Origin of the sequence: Myxococcus sp. AM010, assembly GCF_013372585.1 — a bacterium.
Lineage (GTDB): Bacteria > Myxococcota > Myxococcia > Myxococcales > Myxococcaceae > Myxococcus > Myxococcus vastator.
On sequence record NZ_JABXEO010000066.1, the window covers coordinates 1 to 14,686 of the forward strand.

General features: G+C 72.1%; 10 protein-coding genes and 1 pseudogene. 5 read left to right on the forward strand and 6 right to left on the reverse strand.

Annotation, left to right across the window (positions count from 1 at the left end; all coding sequences use genetic code 11):
- The 3 genes and pseudogenes from HV826_RS25965 to HV826_RS25975 all read left to right on the forward strand — a co-directional run.
- Positions 1 to 1,608 (forward strand): annotated as a pseudogene (locus HV826_RS25965) (HEAT repeat domain-containing protein); the annotation flags it as partial.
- A 21-nt stretch (positions 1,609 to 1,629) separates the two neighbouring features.
- Entirely contained in the window at positions 1,630 to 3,162 is a 1,533-nt protein-coding gene (locus tag HV826_RS25970; RefSeq protein WP_176419664.1) for an ATP-binding protein, read from the forward strand.
- Entirely contained in the window at positions 3,159 to 4,568 is a 1,410-nt protein-coding gene (locus HV826_RS25975; RefSeq protein WP_176419665.1) for a sigma-54 dependent transcriptional regulator, read from the forward strand. The genes HV826_RS25970 and HV826_RS25975 overlap by 4 nt, the downstream gene beginning before the upstream one ends.
- A 10-nt stretch (positions 4,569 to 4,578) precedes the next feature.
- Here HV826_RS25975 and HV826_RS25980 read toward each other — a convergent pair whose 3' ends face one another.
- Entirely contained in the window at positions 4,579 to 5,469 is an 891-nt protein-coding gene (locus HV826_RS25980) for a LysR family transcriptional regulator (protein WP_176419666.1), read from the reverse strand.
- A gap of 83 nt (positions 5,470 to 5,552) precedes the next feature.
- On the opposite strand from HV826_RS25980, the gene HV826_RS25985 reads away from it, so the two are divergent.
- Entirely contained in the window at positions 5,553 to 6,416 is an 864-nt protein-coding gene (locus HV826_RS25985; RefSeq protein WP_176419667.1) for an SDR family NAD(P)-dependent oxidoreductase, read from the forward strand.
- Positions 6,417 to 6,440: 24 nt separating this feature from the next.
- Here the strand turns inward: HV826_RS25985 and HV826_RS25990 are convergent, their stop codons facing one another.
- The 5 genes from HV826_RS25990 to HV826_RS26010 all read right to left on the reverse strand — a co-directional run bounded on the left by HV826_RS25990 (position 6,441) and on the right by HV826_RS26010 (position 13,914).
- On the reverse strand, positions 6,441 to 7,814 hold the full coding sequence (locus tag HV826_RS25990; protein ID WP_176419668.1) for a wax ester/triacylglycerol synthase family O-acyltransferase: 1,374 nt from the start codon (positions 7,812 to 7,814) through the stop codon (positions 6,441 to 6,443).
- A gap of 28 nt (positions 7,815 to 7,842) precedes the next feature.
- Complete coding sequence (locus HV826_RS25995) at positions 7,843 to 8,652, reverse strand: hypothetical protein (protein WP_176419669.1); 810 nt, start codon at positions 8,650 to 8,652, stop codon at positions 7,843 to 7,845.
- A gap of 94 nt (positions 8,653 to 8,746) precedes the next feature.
- The gene (locus HV826_RS26000) at positions 8,747 to 9,742 is read right to left on the reverse strand and encodes a class I SAM-dependent methyltransferase (RefSeq protein WP_176419670.1); all 996 of its coding nucleotides are present in this window, start codon (positions 9,740 to 9,742) and stop codon (positions 8,747 to 8,749) included.
- Between the two features lie 146 nt (positions 9,743 to 9,888).
- A complete protein-coding gene (locus HV826_RS26005; protein ID WP_176419671.1) occupies positions 9,889 to 10,683 on the reverse strand; it encodes an ABC transporter ATP-binding protein in 795 nt (264 codons plus the stop codon).
- Between the two features lie 132 nt (positions 10,684 to 10,815).
- Entirely contained in the window at positions 10,816 to 13,914 is a 3,099-nt protein-coding gene (locus tag HV826_RS26010; protein ID WP_176419672.1) for an aminotransferase class I/II-fold pyridoxal phosphate-dependent enzyme, read from the reverse strand.
- Positions 13,915 to 14,156: 242 nt separating this feature from the next.
- On the opposite strand from HV826_RS26010, the gene HV826_RS26015 reads away from it, so the two are divergent.
- A complete protein-coding gene (locus tag HV826_RS26015) occupies positions 14,157 to 14,570 on the forward strand; it encodes a hypothetical protein (protein ID WP_255217416.1) in 414 nt (137 codons plus the stop codon).
- Positions 14,571 to 14,686 lie beyond the last annotated feature (116 nt).

Genomic DNA, 14,686 nt, shown 5'->3' on the forward strand with positions numbered 1-14,686 from the left:
CGCCCCAAGCCCGCCGCGTTGGAGAGCCGCCCCCCGGCGCCGCCCGCGAGCCAGGACGTGCCGGACTGGACGCTGGCCCAGGCGCGCGCGGCGCTGAAGGAAGCCACCAAGGACCGCGACCGCCTCATCGACGTCGCGCTGCGCTTCGGCCGCAGGACCTTCGACTACGTCGCGTCCTTCGCCGTGCTGCGGGGCGGCGCCACGGGCCTGGAGGCGCGCGGCGAGGGCATGGCGGGAGAGCAGCTCACGCAGGTGTCCATCCCGCTGGACGCCAGCAGCGTCTTCCGCACGGTGGCCGTCACGCGCGGGAGCTACGCGGGCCCGCTGCCTCCGGACGCGCTCACGCGGCACTACCTGGAGCTGTTCGGACGCCAGACGCCGCGCACCGTCTTCCTGTACCCGGTGGAGGTGAAGGGCCGGCTGGTGGCCATCCTCTACGGTGACTGCGGCCAGCGGCCCATCAGCCAGCGCCGCCTGTCCGACTACATCCTGTTCTGCCAGGACCTGCCGGCGGCCTTCCAGGAGCTCATCCTCTTCCGCAAGCAGCGCGTGTCGGAGCTGCGCGCGCCGGACGAGATGGAGCTCACCATCGACGTGGACCTGCCCGTGGCCACCGCGCCCGCGCCGGCCCCCGCGGTGGTCGCCGGCCTGGGCTGGAGCCCCTTCTTCGGCCGTGGCGCCACCGGCAACATGGGCCGCGCCGCCGCGCTGCCGCCGCGCGCGCAGTCGCAAGAGGAGCGCCCGCCGCCGGACTTCGCGCCGCTGCTGCGCCGCCTCACCGGTCCGGACGCCGCGCAGCGCGCCAACGCCATGGCGGAGCTGGCGCGCTCGCCCGAGGCCAGCGCCCGCGTGCTGGCCCAGCACTTCCCCGGTCCCACGGCCTGGAGCCGGCTGCCCGTGGTGGAGCTGCCCGAGGCGGACGAGCTGGGTCCCATCCCCGGCGCGCTGTCCCGGCTGGGCCGCCCCGCCGCGCAGGCCGTGTCGCCGCTGCTGGACTCCCAGGACGCGGACACGCGCTACTTCGCGCTGCTCACCGCCGGCAGCCTGCCTTACGTGGAGCTGGTGGACGGCGTGCTGCGCGGACTGTTCGACCTGGAGCCGGACATCTCCAGCGCCGCGCGCGTGGCCGCCGCCGCGCTCAAGCAACTGCCCCGGCTGGACGCCGCCCTGCGCGACCTGCGCCACGAGCTGAACAGCCGAGACCCGCTGCGCCGCTCGCTGGCCGCGCGCGCCCTGGGCACGCTGCACGACCGCGAAGCGATTGAGGGCCTCATCCCCCTCACGGGCGGCGACGACGAGATGTGCGCCCAGGCCGCGGCGGAGGCGCTGCGGGAGGTGACGCGCGCCACGCTGGGGCTGAACCCGCGTCAATGGTCGGCGTGGTGGGCGGAGAATCGCAGCCGCCGCAGGGCGGACTGGCTCGTCTCCGCGCTGCGCCACCGGGAGCTGGACGTGAGGCTGGCGGCCATCGAGGAGCTGAGCCGCGCGCTGCACGACACGCTGGGCTACTACGCGGATGCCCCCGAAGCCGAGCGCGAGCAGGCGGTGCGCCGCTGGGAGGCCGCGGCGGTGGAGCCGGCCAACGCGCGCCGGCTGGGCATGTTGTAGTCCCCTGCCTCGGAGCGCCCCATGACGGGTGGGATGTGGATCAGCCTCCTGGCCTGCGCGGGCCAGCTCGCCCTGGCGGGGCTGGCCCTGGCGCGCGTGGGCAAGAGCCCGCTGGCGCTGCCGCTGTCCCTGCTGTCCATCGCCCTGTCGACCTGGAACTTCTCCGGCTTCGCGCTGGTGCGCGCGGACGAGGACGGCTGGCGGCTGGTGGGCTTCGCCGCGGGCCTGATGACGGTGCCCTGCGCGCTGCACTTCATCCTGTCCTTCGTGGGGCGGCGGCGGAGCCTCGCCGGGGCCATGTACGCCGCCTATGTCGTCTTCGGCGTCCTGGCGCTCGCCATGCTGGTGGCGCTGGGCGCCCCCTCCCTGGAGGCGCACCTGCTCACGCTGCGCTTCGGGTTGACTGTCTCCGCGCTGGCCATTCCCATCCTCGGCGGGGGCTTCGCGCTTTTGGGCCTCCACGTGCTGCGCGCGCGGCACCCGGACGAGCGCGCCCGCGCGGGGCTGGTGCTGCTGGGGCTCACGCTGGTGGTGGCCCTGCTGATGACGGAGCTGGCGGCGGAGCTGGGGCTGGAGGTGGTGCGGCTGGGCCACGTGGGCACGCTCCTGGGCTTGCCGGTGATGGCCACCGCGGCGCTGCGCTTCGGCCTCTTCGGGGACGACCCGGGCGCGCCCCGGCTCGCGCTGCACGCGGCGGGCATCGCGGGGCTGGGGGTGCTGGCCTACCTGGCCGTGGTGAGGCTCTTCGTCGCGCAGGCGGGCACGCTCATCGTGTGCACCACGGCGGTGACGTTCGCCCTGGTGGCGGCGACGCGCCGGGGCGTCACCGCCTACGTCAGCCGGAGCGAGCGGCTGGAGCGGCTGGCCACGCTGGGGCGCTTCTCCGCGCAGATGGCGCACGACCTCAAGAACCCCATCGCCGCGATGAAGGGCGCCGCGCAGTACCTCAAGGAGGAGCACGCGCGCGGGCGGCCGTGGGACGGGCAAGGCGAGTTCCTGGACCTGCTGCTGGAGCAGGTGGAGCGCCTGGACCGGGTGGTGGACACGTACCAGCGGCTGGCGCGCGTGGAGCCCCTCCCGCAGCCAGTGGACTTGCGCCGGTTGGTGGAGGGCGTGCTGTCGCTCCAGGCCTTCGCCAGCCCGGGCAAGGTCGTCATCGTCCGGGAGCTGACCCCTGGCCTTCCACGGTGCGCGGGAGACCAGGACCTGCTGGCCAACGCCCTGGAGAACCTGGTGCGCAACGCCTGCGAGGCGATGCCGGAAGGTGGCACCCTCACCGTGCGCGCGCTGCGTGACGGGGCCGGCACGGCCCTGGAGGTGGAGGACACCGGCGAGGGCATGGACGCCCGGACGCGCGAGCGGGCCTTCGACGACTTCTTCACCACCAAGGCCTCGGGCAGCGGCCTGGGGCTGGCCTTCGTCCGGCGCGTGGTGGAGGCGCACGGCGGCGAGGTGCTCCTGACAAGCCGGGAGGGGCGCGGTACGGTGGTCCGGATGCGCCTGCCCGCCACGGACGCGAGCCTGGGCGGCGCGGACGTGGGAGAAGCCGCGTGAACGAGTCATTGAAGGGCACGGTGCTGCTGGTCGACGACGACCCCGCCGTGGCCAAGGTGCTGGGCGCCCTGCTGACGCAAGCGGGCCTGACGACTCACGCGGCGCGCGACGGGCAGGAGGCCCTGGCGCTGCTGGCGAGCAAGCCGGTGGACGTGGTGGTGAGCGACGTGCGCATGCCGGGCATGGATGGCCTGCAGGTGCTCGCGGAGGTGTCGCGCGGCTGGCCGGACGTGCCCGTCATCCTCCTCACCGCGCACGGCACGGTGCCCCTGGCGGTGGAGGCGATGAAGGCGGGCGCCGCGGACTTCGTCCTCAAGCCCTTCGACCGGGAGGAGATTCTCTTCACCGTCCGCAAGGCGCTGCTGCGCGCGCAGGGCGAGGAGGCGCGCCAGCAGGCGCGGCCCACGGGCGGCTTCATCGGCCGGAGCCGGCCCATGGCGGACGTGCAGGCCGTGCTGGCGAAGGCGGCCGCCGGCACGGCCACGGTGTTGCTACGCGGCGAGTCCGGCACGGGCAAGGAGCTGGCGGCCAAGGCCGTCCACGACGGCAGCCCCCGGCGGGAGGGGCCCTTCGTGAAGCTGCACTGCGCGGCGCTGCCGGACACCCTGCTGGAGAGCGAGCTGTTCGGCTATGAGAAGGGCGCCTTCACGGGCGCCGCCACGCGCAAGCCCGGACGCGTGGAGCTGGCCCACGGCGGCACGCTGTTCCTCGACGAGGTGGGCGACATCTCCCCCGCCGTCCAGGTGAAGCTGCTGCGGGTCATCCAGGAGCGCGAGCTGGAGCGGCTGGGCGGCACGCAGACGGTGAAGGTGGACGTCCGCTTCGTGGCGGCCACGCACCAACCCCTGGAAGAGCGCGTGAAGGAGGGCCGCTTCCGCGAGGACCTCTTCTACCGCCTCAACGTGGTGCCCGTGTGGATACCGGCCCTGCGCGAGCGCCCGGACGACGTCGAGCCGCTGGCCCTGCACTTCCTGGAGGTCCACGCGAAGACGAACGGGCGCCCGCCGTTCACCCTCACGCCCGACGGGCTCGAGGCGCTGCGGGCCCAGCCGTGGCCTGGCAACGTGCGGCAGCTCCAGAACTTCCTGGAGCGGCTGGTGGTGCTCTCCGACACGCAGGTGATTGGCGGGCAGGAAGTCCTTCAAGAGCTGGCGCGCCAGCCGGGCCTGTCCCCCGCGCCCACGTCGACCCTGCCCGTGAGCGCGGCGAGCCCCTCCTCCGAACTCCAGGCCGCGCCCACCGCGGACTCGGCCCGGACGCTGGAGTCCCAGCGCAAGGAGATGGAGCGCCAGGCCATGACGGACGCGCTGCGCCGCGCGGGCGACAACCGGACGCTGGCGGCGCGGCTGCTCGGCATCAGCCGGCGCACCCTCTACAACAAGCTGGAGGAGTACGGCCTGCTGTAGGGCCGGCCCCTCAAGGACGCACGCGAAGGAAGTCGATGAGCGCGCGCAGCTTGAGCGCCAGGTTCTTCCGGTTGGGATAGTAGAGGTAGAGGCCCGGGAAGCTCGGGCAGTAGCGCGTGAGCACCCGGACGAGCCGCTTCGCGGCGAGGTGCTCCGTCACGGTGTGCTCCATGACGTACGCGAGCCCCTGCCCGTCGAGCGCCGCGAGCACCATCACCTCGTTGTCGTTGGTGATGACGCGCCCGTTGACGGCGACGGTGAGCTCGCGGCCGTCCACCTCGAACTCCCATCGGGCGATGTTGCGGCTCGTGGCGTGCCGGTAGTTGACGCAGTCGTGGGCCCCGAGGTCTCTCGGATGCCGGGGCTTCGGGTGCGTCTCGAAGTAGGCGGGTGAGCCCACCACGGCCATGCGCATGTCACCGGTGACGGGCACGGCGACCATGTCACGGTCGACGCGCTCTCCCAGGCGAATGCCGGCGTCATCGCCCTCCGCGACGATGTCGCGCAGGCCATCGTCGAGCGTGACGTCGATGCGCAACTCGGGGTGCGCGGTGAGGAAGCGCGCGAGCATCGGCTTGATGACCGGGCCGAACGCCAATCGCGGGACATTGAGGCGCAGCGTGCCGGTGGGACGGCCCCTCGCGTTTTCGAGCGTCGCGAAGGCACCGCGAATGCCCTCCATGGCGGGACGAAGCTCGGCGACGAAACGCTCCCCTGCCTCCGTCAGGCTCACGCTGCGTGTCGTGCGCTGGACCAACCGGGCGTGCAGCCGCTCCTCGAGCGCGCCTATCGCCTGACTCACTGCGGAGGGCGTCACCCGAAGCTCCGCCGCGGCCGCCGTGAAGCTGCGCTTCTCCGCGACCAGGAGGAGTTCTCGTAAGCCGGCGAAGCCCTCACGCATGGGCGATTTGTTAGCACGCCTAACAACTTCATGGCGAAGCCGAGCTCTAATCCGCGCGGCACCGAGCGTTTAGTTTCCGAGCCATGAACATTCACGCCTCTTCCCTCTCCGACTCCACCAAGGTCTGGTTCATCACGGGTGCCTCGTCCGGCTTCGGGCGCGCCCTGGTCCGCGAGGCCATTGCCCGCGGCGACGCTGTCGTCGCGACGGCCCGGAAGCCCGAATCCCTCGCTGACCTCGTCGTGCTCGCGCCCGACCGGGTGTTCGCGCTCGGCCTTGACGTCACCCACCCCACCGAGCCCCAGGTCGCCGTGGCGGCGGCGCTCGCGCGCTTCGGACGCATCGACGTGCTCGTCAACAACGCGGGGTTCAGCATCATCGGCGCCGTCGAGGAGACGAGCGAGGAAGCCCTGCGCGACACCCTGGAGCTGATGTTCTTCGGCGCCGTGCGGCTCACGCGCGAGGTGGTGCCCCACATGCGCGAGCGTGGCACGGGCACGCTCGTGCAAATCACCAGCATGGCCGGCCTCAGCACCTCGCCGGGCTTCGGCGCGTACTGCGCCGCCAAGCACGCGCTCGAAGGACACTCCGAGTGCCTGGCCCACGAACTGCGTCCCCATGGGGTGCGTGTGCTGATTGTCGAGCCCGGCGTCTTCCGCACCTCGCTGTTCGGCGACGCGTTTCGCCGCATGCCCGAACACCCGGCCTACGCCCAGACGTCTGGCGTCGTGCGCGCGTGGGTGACGCAGACCGCGGGCCAGCAGATGGGTGACCCCCACAAGGGCGCGCGCGCCATCGTCAACGAAGTCACACGGCCCGCGAGCCCCGACGCTCCGCTGCGCCTGCCGCTCGGCGGGGACGCGGTGGACGGGATTCGGCAGAAGCTGGCGCTCATCGCGGCGGACGTCGACCGCACCGAGCGTTCCGCGAGAGCAACGGCCTTCTGACGGCGCCGCGGCGGAGCCCCGGACTCAGTCCCGCTCGTCCGCGAGCGCATCCAGTTCCTCGTGGAAGCCCTGGATGAGCGCATGCGGGTCCGGCACCCGGCCCGCGTCCGCCGCCACGCCCACCGTCACCTGCCCGGCATAACTGAAGAGGCTCAGGCCCAGACCCAGGTGCCCCGTCTGGGGAACCCAGAACGTCAGGCCCTCCAACTGGCTCCCCGCCAGGGACACCGCCGCGCGTGGGCCGGGCACGTTGGTGGCAATCAGCGACGCTTTGGAGCCGAAGGTATCCACCACCCACCGCTCCAGGGCCGCGGGCGTGTACCCCAGCAACTCCAACGCGCCGAAGGTCAGCACCGCCTCAGGTGAGCGCTTCAGCCGCTCCATCCGCCGGGCCAGCTCCTGCAACCGGCGCGTGGGCGTGCCCAGGTGCACGGGAAGCCGGAGGAAGACGACGCCGAAATGGTTGCCCAGCTCGCGAGGCACGGGCTCATCCAGGGGTCGGAGGTTCACCGGCACCAGCGCGTGCAGGTCCTCGGGGGGCTCCCCCAGCGACTCCAGGTAGCGCCGCAGCGCGCCCGTCACCGCCGCCAGCAGCACGTCGTTCACCGTGCCGCCCAGCGCCTGGCCCAGGGCCTTCACCCGCTCCAACGGCACCGGGTCCGACCAGGCGGCGCGCTTCTGCGTCCCCAGCGGTCCTCGCAGCGACGTGCGCGGGTCCGGCGGAATCACCAACAACTTGCCCATGGCCGCTGCGCCGCGCGCGCCCTTCACCAGCAGGTCCCCGGCGAGAATCGGCTCCGCCGCCAGCTCCGCGCCCTTGCGCCACACCGCGCGCGCCGTCCCCGCCACCGCCCGAGCGCCACGCACCCAGCCCGCGAGCCCACCGGTTGAAGTCCTCGACGCGGGCTCGGGCGCCTCGGAGGCCGCCTCCGCCTCCGCCCCCTCCGTGAGCGCCAGCAGCACCCGGGCCAGGGCCATGCCGTCCGCGAGGCAGTGGTGCAGCCGCGCCAGCAGCACGTCCCGCCCGTCCGCGGCCGACATGACGTGGAACTGCCACAGCGGCCGGGAGCGCTCCAGGGGCGTGCTCATCCACTGCCCCACCAGGGACTCCAACACCGCGCGGTCCCCGGGCGGAGGCACGTCGAGCCGCGACAGGTGCGCGTCCAGGTCGAGCTCCGGGACGTCCTCCCATTGAGGCAGCCCCACGAGTCCCGCCACCGCGCGCTGGCGGAAGCGGGGGTAGCGCTCCACCAGCCGCTCCCGCACCACGCGCTTCAGCCGCTCGAAATCCAGCCGGCCCTCGAACCAGAGCACGGCGGTAATCATCATCAGGTTGGCGGGTTCCTCCATGTGGAACCACAGCGCGTCCACGCTCGACATCCGCTCCTGCGCCGCCATGTCGCACGACCTCCGGGTGAAGGCCGTTCTACTGCTTTCCACGCTCCGGGGTCGCACGTTCGAACTGGAAGGTCTGCTTCGTCTCGTCGTCCACCATCAGCGTGAGGACCCCCTCCTCCAGGTCCCAGACATAGGCGCTGCCGCGGAACTTGAGCTTCGGCCCCGTCAGGGGAATCACGCGCTTGTCGCCACACACCGGGCCCACGGCCTGGCCGTCCCGCGTGCGCAGCCGCACCCGGTCCTCGCCCGACACGTCCAGCGTGCCCCAGGCGCGGACCACCAGCGAGTTGCCCTGCCCCAGCGTCGCGGCCTCCAACGAGGTCCGCAGCACGAAGCAGCCCGACGGCGTCACCTGCAACGAGCGCGCGTAGTCCGAGCGCGGCTGGGCTTCGATGCGCTCCTCCCGCACGGTCTCGTCTTCTGGCAGGCTGGCGGCCACCAGCGTCCAGGTCCCTACCAGCGCCCTGGGAGGCGCCGCCCCCCGCGCCTTCACACCCTCACATGGCGCGGGGACTTCCTTCTCGGGGCTGGGCGGGGCGGGCTCGAAGGAGCGCTGGCAGATGGGCAGGCAGGCCCTGGGCCCGCACTCGGCATCGTTCGGCGCGCAGCCCGCCCTCTGGGTACACGCCTTGAGCCGCTCCAGCGCCTGCTCACAGTCCTGGCGCATGCAGGTGTCGACGCACTCTGCGTCGATGCACTCGGCCACGCAGGCCCAGTTGGTGGCGCCGCACACGCCGGCCACCGTGCGCGCGCGCTGCGATGAGGACGTCTGGGCCACGGCGGGGAGCGCGGCGCCCAGCGCCAGGAGCAGGACAGGGAGGAGTCGGGAAGAGGGCATGCCTCGGCGCAAGCTAGCCACGCCCTCGGCTCCCGCGGACCCTCCGGCCGCGGGAGCTGTCCACCCGCCAGCACTGCGGGCGGGGACTCTGCGCTCAGGTGAACTGCCAGCGCCAGGTGCGCACGTCGGCGGGCTCCACCATCTCCAGTTCGAAGGACAGCGTGTCGAAGCGCTCGAACTCCTGCGAGTCCACGCGCAAGAGCATCATCCCCGCGTGGTTCTGTCCCCGCAGCGGCGACACGTTGAAGGACAGCTCCGCGTCGAAGGCCACCTTGTAGAAGAGGCAGAAGCCGTCCACGCGGCCCTCCTCCACCACCGGCCGAGAGAAGCGCACGCGGTGCGGCAGCCCGTCGGCCACCATCGTCTCCAGGTCGAAGGCGAAGGCGGGCTCCGGGTCGCACAGCAGGTGGTCCACCTCGTAGGAGCGGATGACGCGCGTGAAGTAGGACGGGTTCATCGCCTCGCGCAGCGTCTGCAGGCAGCTGTAGTCCACGCTGGGGAAGCGCTGGCTCCAGATGAAGGGGATGCACGCCTCGTCCCGCAGCTGCACCGGCTCCACGAAGACCTCGAAGCGGTTGGGGAGGATGCGGCCTCCGGGCTTCAACACCCGGTTGCGCAGGTCCAGGATGCGCGGCACCAGCCCCGCGTCGAAGAGGGCGTCGCCCAGCAGCTCATGCAGCAGGACGTCCACCTTCTCCGGCAACTGGTACTGCCAGGGATGCGCGCGCACGAAGTCGATGCGCTCCAGCCCGTTGCGGCGCGCCACCCACTGCGCCGTGTCCAGCAGCCGCGAGCCATCCACCGCGTACAGCTTCTTCGGCTGACGGCTGGCGGCCAGGAAGGTCCGCAGGCCCGTGCCGGTGCACGCATCCATGACGACCTGTCCCGGCCGCACATACCGCTCGCAGGCCCGCCGCCAGGCCTCCACCCGCTCCGGGTCCGCGAGCGCGAAGTCCTGCGGCGCCGGACTGGACAGGGACAGGCTGTCCGGCACCACGTTGCGCGGCAACTGGGACACCAGCGTCGAATGGCTGAGCCGTGAACGCAGGTCCATCAACGCCTGGCGAGGCATGTCGAGCAGATTGGGCATGTGGCATCCCCCCGGATGCGTGGGTCCTTCGTTCGGCCTTCCCGGCATGACACAGGCACCGGGATTCCTGAGCATGCTGGACTTACAGCTTCAGCACCATCCAGCGACAGGACGGGATGAGTGTCCCCCGGTGAACAGGCTCGCGCTCAAGGCAGCGGCGGTGGCGGGTGCCCGGAGGCGCGCGCACGGCGTGACAGCCAGTCATGGAGGAAGGCCTGGACCGCGGGGTGTTGGGACTGGCGGAAGGCCTCGGGCGGGGCGTGTTCGATGATGCGTCCTTCATGAAGCAGCGCCAGGCTGTCGCCCACCTGGAAGGCGGAGGCCACGTCCGGGGTGATGACGAGCGCCGAGGCGTGGAGCCGGTGCTTGCCGGTGAGGATGACGTCCACCACGGACTGGGTCCTCAGCGGGTCCAACCCCGCGGTGGGGTCGTCATAGAGGAGGATTTTCGGCTCCAGCACCACGGCGCGGGCAAAGGCGGCGCGCTTGAGCATGCCGCCGGACAGCTCGCCCGGGCGCTGCTTCGCCGCGTCCTCCAGGCCCACCAGCGCCAGCACGCGCTGCACGCGCTCGCGCACCTCGCGCTCCACCAGATGGAGGCGCTCGCGCAGCGGGAAGGCGACGTTGTCCTCGACGGTGAGCGAGTCGAAGAGCGCGCCGCCCTGGAAGAGGATGCCCATTTTACGGCGCACGCGCTCCAGCCCCGCGGCATCCAGCCAGGCCAGGTCCTCGCCGTCCACGCGCACCGTGCCGCGGTCCGGACGCAGCAGCCCGTCCAGGTGCTTCATCAGCACCGTCTTCCCGGAGCCCGACACGCCCAGCAGCACGCACGTGGTGCCCGTGGGCACCGCCAGGTCCACGCCCCGCAGCACGTGCTGGGCGCCGAAGGACTTGTGGACGTTCATCAGCTCGATGGCATTGCGCTGCGCCGGCTCGGCCATCCCACGCCCCCACGATACCGGCACCGCTGCCCGGAGGCGGAATTGTGACGGCCGTCCCCAGCCGCTCGCGACCCGCCTTCCAGTCGGAGGCAAGCGATGGGCCCCGGACAGAGTCCGTGCGGGGCTCGCGCCTCAGGACTCGGACGGCCCGCCGCGCAGCTTCGCGCCGAAGCGCAAGAGCTGCTCACGCGCCCGCAGCAGCGCGTCCCGGGGAATCGAGAACACGGCGCGCACCCGCTCCGAATCCCCACACCACGGGCCACCATTCAGCACGACGTGCGTGTGCTCGTACACCACGCGAGGCAGGTTCTCCGGCGTGAGCCGCACCCCGTCCACCTCCTGCCCCAGCCAGGCCGTCATCCGGGGCGACAGGAAGAGTCCGCCCGCGTCCCCCGCGTCCGAGCGCCCATCCCCTGGCAGCGCTCCGGCCAGCAGCTCGCGCTTCTCCGCCAGCTCCCGCCGCATCTTCACCAGGAAGGACCGCAGGGTGCGGTGCCGTGTGGGGTACAGCAGCTGGCCATCCGGACTGCGGGCATACGCCGCATACAGGTACGCCGCCGCGCGCGCCGTCATCAGGTGGAGCACCCCAGGGCCACTGTCGCGCACCGCCGCGGCCAGCGCCCGGTCCTTCGTGGCGAGCCACCCCACGCGGAGCCCACCGGCCGCGAACTCCTTGGACAGTCCGCCCAGCAGCACCGTGCGTGCGCCGATGCCCGGCACCGCGCCCTCCAGCGTCACGGGGCTGGGCACTGTCTCCGCCGTGGGGCTGGTGAGGTTCACCAGTCCGAAGATTTCATCCGACACCAGCAGACAGCGCTGCTCCACCACATAGGTGGCCAGCGCCACCAGCTCCTCGCGGGCCAGGTAGACACCGGAGGGGTTCGACGGCTGCGACACGACGATGGCATCCGGCACGCCGCCGCCGCCCTGCCCCCGCCGCGCCAACAGCCCCGACAGCGGCCCCTGCTCCACGTCACACCCCGCGGAGACGAAGGTGGGCGGCAGCACGCCGTAGCACGGCGTCGCCACATAGACGCGCGGCGTGCGTCCCAGCCGCTGGCGCAGCGCCACGCCCAGGTGGTGGATGAGCGGCCACACGCCCGGCGCCACCGCCAGCTCGTCTTGCGCGTAGCGCACCGCGCGCGACTCCAGCAGGAAGGCCGACACCGCCTCCGCCAATCCCGTCTGCGGTGCGGGCTCGCGCGGCGCGACTCCGGCGGCGATGAGGCCCTCCACCAAGGGAGGCGGCAGCGGCCCTTCATTCTCCCCGTAGTCCAGACGCACCAGCTCCGCGTCGTCCTCGCGGAACACCTTGGGCGCGAACGCGGGGAAGGACATCAGCCGCGCCATCCGCCGCGAGCGGGGCAGCGTCACCACCGGGGGCCTGCGCGGCGCGGGCGCTTCCGGCTCCGCGAAGGAGATGCGGAACGACAGCAGGTCAGAGAAGGTGCGCTCGTAGAACGCCTGCGCCAGGGTGCTGATGCGCGAGTAGCTGACCTCCGCCGCGGCCTCCAGGTCGCCCCGCAGCGGCTGCGGCACCGGCATGAGCAGCGTCAGCTCCAGGTCCGGCCACACCGCGTTCTTGATGAGGCCATAGAGCACCACCAGGTTGGGGGCGTGGGCCTCACGGGCCAGGAACTCGAAGAGCGTGTGCGGCTCCACGCCGCCGGTGATGTTGAAGAAGGCGCTTTCGTCCAACACCACCCAGATGCCTCGCCGCGCCGCCTCCGCGACGATGTCGCGCAGCACGGACAGGTTGGTGCGCTCCCCCTTCTCCACCGTGAGCAGCACCATCTTCACGTCGAACGCGGAGAGCAGCCGGCGAATCTCCTCCAGCGAGGTGTGCGTCACCGTGGCGCGCACCCCCGCCTTCTCCAGCGCACGGGCGTAGAGCGGGTGGAGGTTGCGGGACACCAGCACCTCGTCGCCCGCGTCGCAGGTGGCCATCAGCAGCGAGTACACCGCCTGCTCGCGCTCGGGCGCGACGAAGACCTCCTCCTCCGCCAGCCGCAGCCCGAAGTACCGGTCCAGGTAGCGCACCACCTGCCGGCGGAAGGACGCGTCGCCCGCCTCGTGCGCGTAGGGCATCAGCGGCCCCCGCGCAAGCCGCGCCGCCAGGTCGGCCACGAAGCCCAGCTGCTCCGCTGACGCCGCGCCCAGGTCCAGCTCCTCCTGCAACGCCGACGCGCCCAGCTCGCGCAGGGCGGCCCGCAGCGCCAGCGTCTCGCGAGGCAGCGCCAGCCGCGCCTCCCACACCGCCACCTCGTGCCACACCGGGTTCCCCGCCTGGAGCCAGCCCAGCGCGGTGGCCGCCCGCAGCGGCTCCGGGCTGCGCGCCTCCATGAAGAACTCGAACTCGCGGCCGGTGCGCTGCTCCAGCGCCACCAACGGACGGATGTCCGTGTCCGCCGCCTGCATCACCCGGCGGGCCACCCGCACGCGCGTGTCGAAGCCACGGCGAGTGAACATCCGCTCGATGATGACGCGCCCTGGCCTGCCCGCGAGGTTGAGCAGCAACCGTCCGGTGGGTGACAACCGCTCCGGCGCTTCGTCCAGCAATCGCGCGATGAGCCCGAGCCCGAAGTGGTCCTCGTAGACGTTCTGCAGCGTGCAGTAGTTGGACAAGTCATAGAGCGCCTGCTCGTCCGCCTGGGACAGCTCGGAGGGCAAGTCCTCCTCGCCCCGGAGGACCTGCGGAATGCAGCCCACCACGAAGTCCCATGGGGCCTCCGAAGGTATCCCGCGCAACAGGTCGCTCTCCCCGAAGGACAGGCGCGAGGCCAGCGCCTCGTCTCCGTTGAGCCACGCGTTGCAGCGCGCCACCACGGGCGAATGCGGGTTGAGGTCCGCGCCATGCACGTGCGCCAGCCGGGTGAACTTCGCCAGCGCGATGCAAATCCACCCCGAGCCCGCGCCGACCTCCACCAGCCGCTTTCCCGAATACTCATCCAGCGGGACGCTGAGCAGTCCCTCCAGGAAGGTGTAGGCCCACGCCTCCGGCGCGAAGATGGACGGCAGCAGGAACAACTCCAGCCGCTCCTGTGAAGCGCCCACCGTCACCGTCACCGTCACCAGCCGCAGCGGCGCCGCTTCGGGCTGGTGGCGGGACAGCTCCGCCAGCTCGCGCAGCTCGGCCAGCGCGCGCGGGCGCCTGTCCGCATGGGACAGGTCCTCGGACAGTGCGCGCAGCAGGTGAAACGCCTCACGGGGTGTGGAGGGGTAGGTCGGCATGGCGCGTGGACTGTCCCGAGCCCCCCGCCCCCTGTCAACGCCGGGATGGCGCCCGGATGAAACCCTTTGGCGCCCAGGGGTGAGTCAAGGAAATGCCGACTCGCCGTAATAAATGGCAGCAGCAACGAGGCCACCCGCCACCGCGCCAGGGCGGCCTCGGGAGCAGCACGCGCGGTACCGACGGAGCAGCATCCATGTCGCTCATGCCTGTGGATGGACCCCGTAGTGGAGAGGGGGCAGTGATGGAGATGAACGTCTCGAGGCCGGTGCTTGCTGGGGGATTCTGGAAGAAGCAGCGCACACAGCCGGTGAAGCGCGCCAAGGACGCGTCGCTGGTGCGTTGGGAGTCGCAGCCGTGGCGCCGCCAGTTGCGCGACGCGGCGGAGTACGAGCGCCCGGTGGCGCGTGCCGCGCTGGTGCAGGCGCTGCTGGCGGAGGGCCTGACGATGGACGCGGACGCGGCGCGCTTCGCGGGGGCCAGCGAGGACCGCGACTGCATCAGCATCGCGCAGGTGCTGCGCTTCGCCGACACGCTCGTGCTGCGCATGGCGCTGGCGTGCACGGATGACCACGTGCTCCAACTGGCGCACCTGCGCCGCGACGCCGAGGACCTGGCGGAGCGGATGATTGAGTGGGCCAACGCGGGTCGGTTGTAGGCGGGAGCCCAAGCGGGCAGGCGCCTCTTGAAGGCGGGGGCCTCCGACACGCCCCGCCCTGGGCCGCCGCCGGGCGGAACCGCGTCCTCCTTGACAGCGTGGGAGCCCGGCTGTTC

Excerpts from the sequence above, each read along its gene's own strand:
- HV826_RS25970 (WP_176419664.1), top strand. The coding sequence starts at position 1,630 with ATGACGGGTGGGATGTGGATCAGCCTCCTGGCCTGCGCGGGCCAGCTC.
- HV826_RS25980 (WP_176419666.1), bottom strand. The coding sequence starts at position 5,469 with ATGCGTGAGGGCTTCGCCGGCTTACGAGAACTCCTCCTGGTCGCGGAG.
- HV826_RS25985 (WP_176419667.1), top strand. The coding sequence starts at position 5,553 with ATGAACATTCACGCCTCTTCCCTCTCCGACTCCACCAAGGTCTGGTTC.
- HV826_RS25990 (WP_176419668.1), bottom strand. The coding sequence starts at position 7,814 with ATGGCGGCGCAGGAGCGGATGTCGAGCGTGGACGCGCTGTGGTTCCAC.
- HV826_RS25995 (WP_176419669.1), bottom strand. The coding sequence starts at position 8,652 with ATGCCCTCTTCCCGACTCCTCCCTGTCCTGCTCCTGGCGCTGGGCGCC.
- HV826_RS26000 (WP_176419670.1), bottom strand. The coding sequence starts at position 9,742 with ATGCCCAATCTGCTCGACATGCCTCGCCAGGCGTTGATGGACCTGCGT.
- HV826_RS26005 (WP_176419671.1), bottom strand. The coding sequence starts at position 10,683 with ATGGCCGAGCCGGCGCAGCGCAATGCCATCGAGCTGATGAACGTCCAC.
- HV826_RS26010 (WP_176419672.1), bottom strand. The coding sequence starts at position 13,914 with ATGCCGACCTACCCCTCCACACCCCGTGAGGCGTTTCACCTGCTGCGC.
- HV826_RS26015 (WP_255217416.1), top strand. The coding sequence starts at position 14,157 with ATGGAGATGAACGTCTCGAGGCCGGTGCTTGCTGGGGGATTCTGGAAG.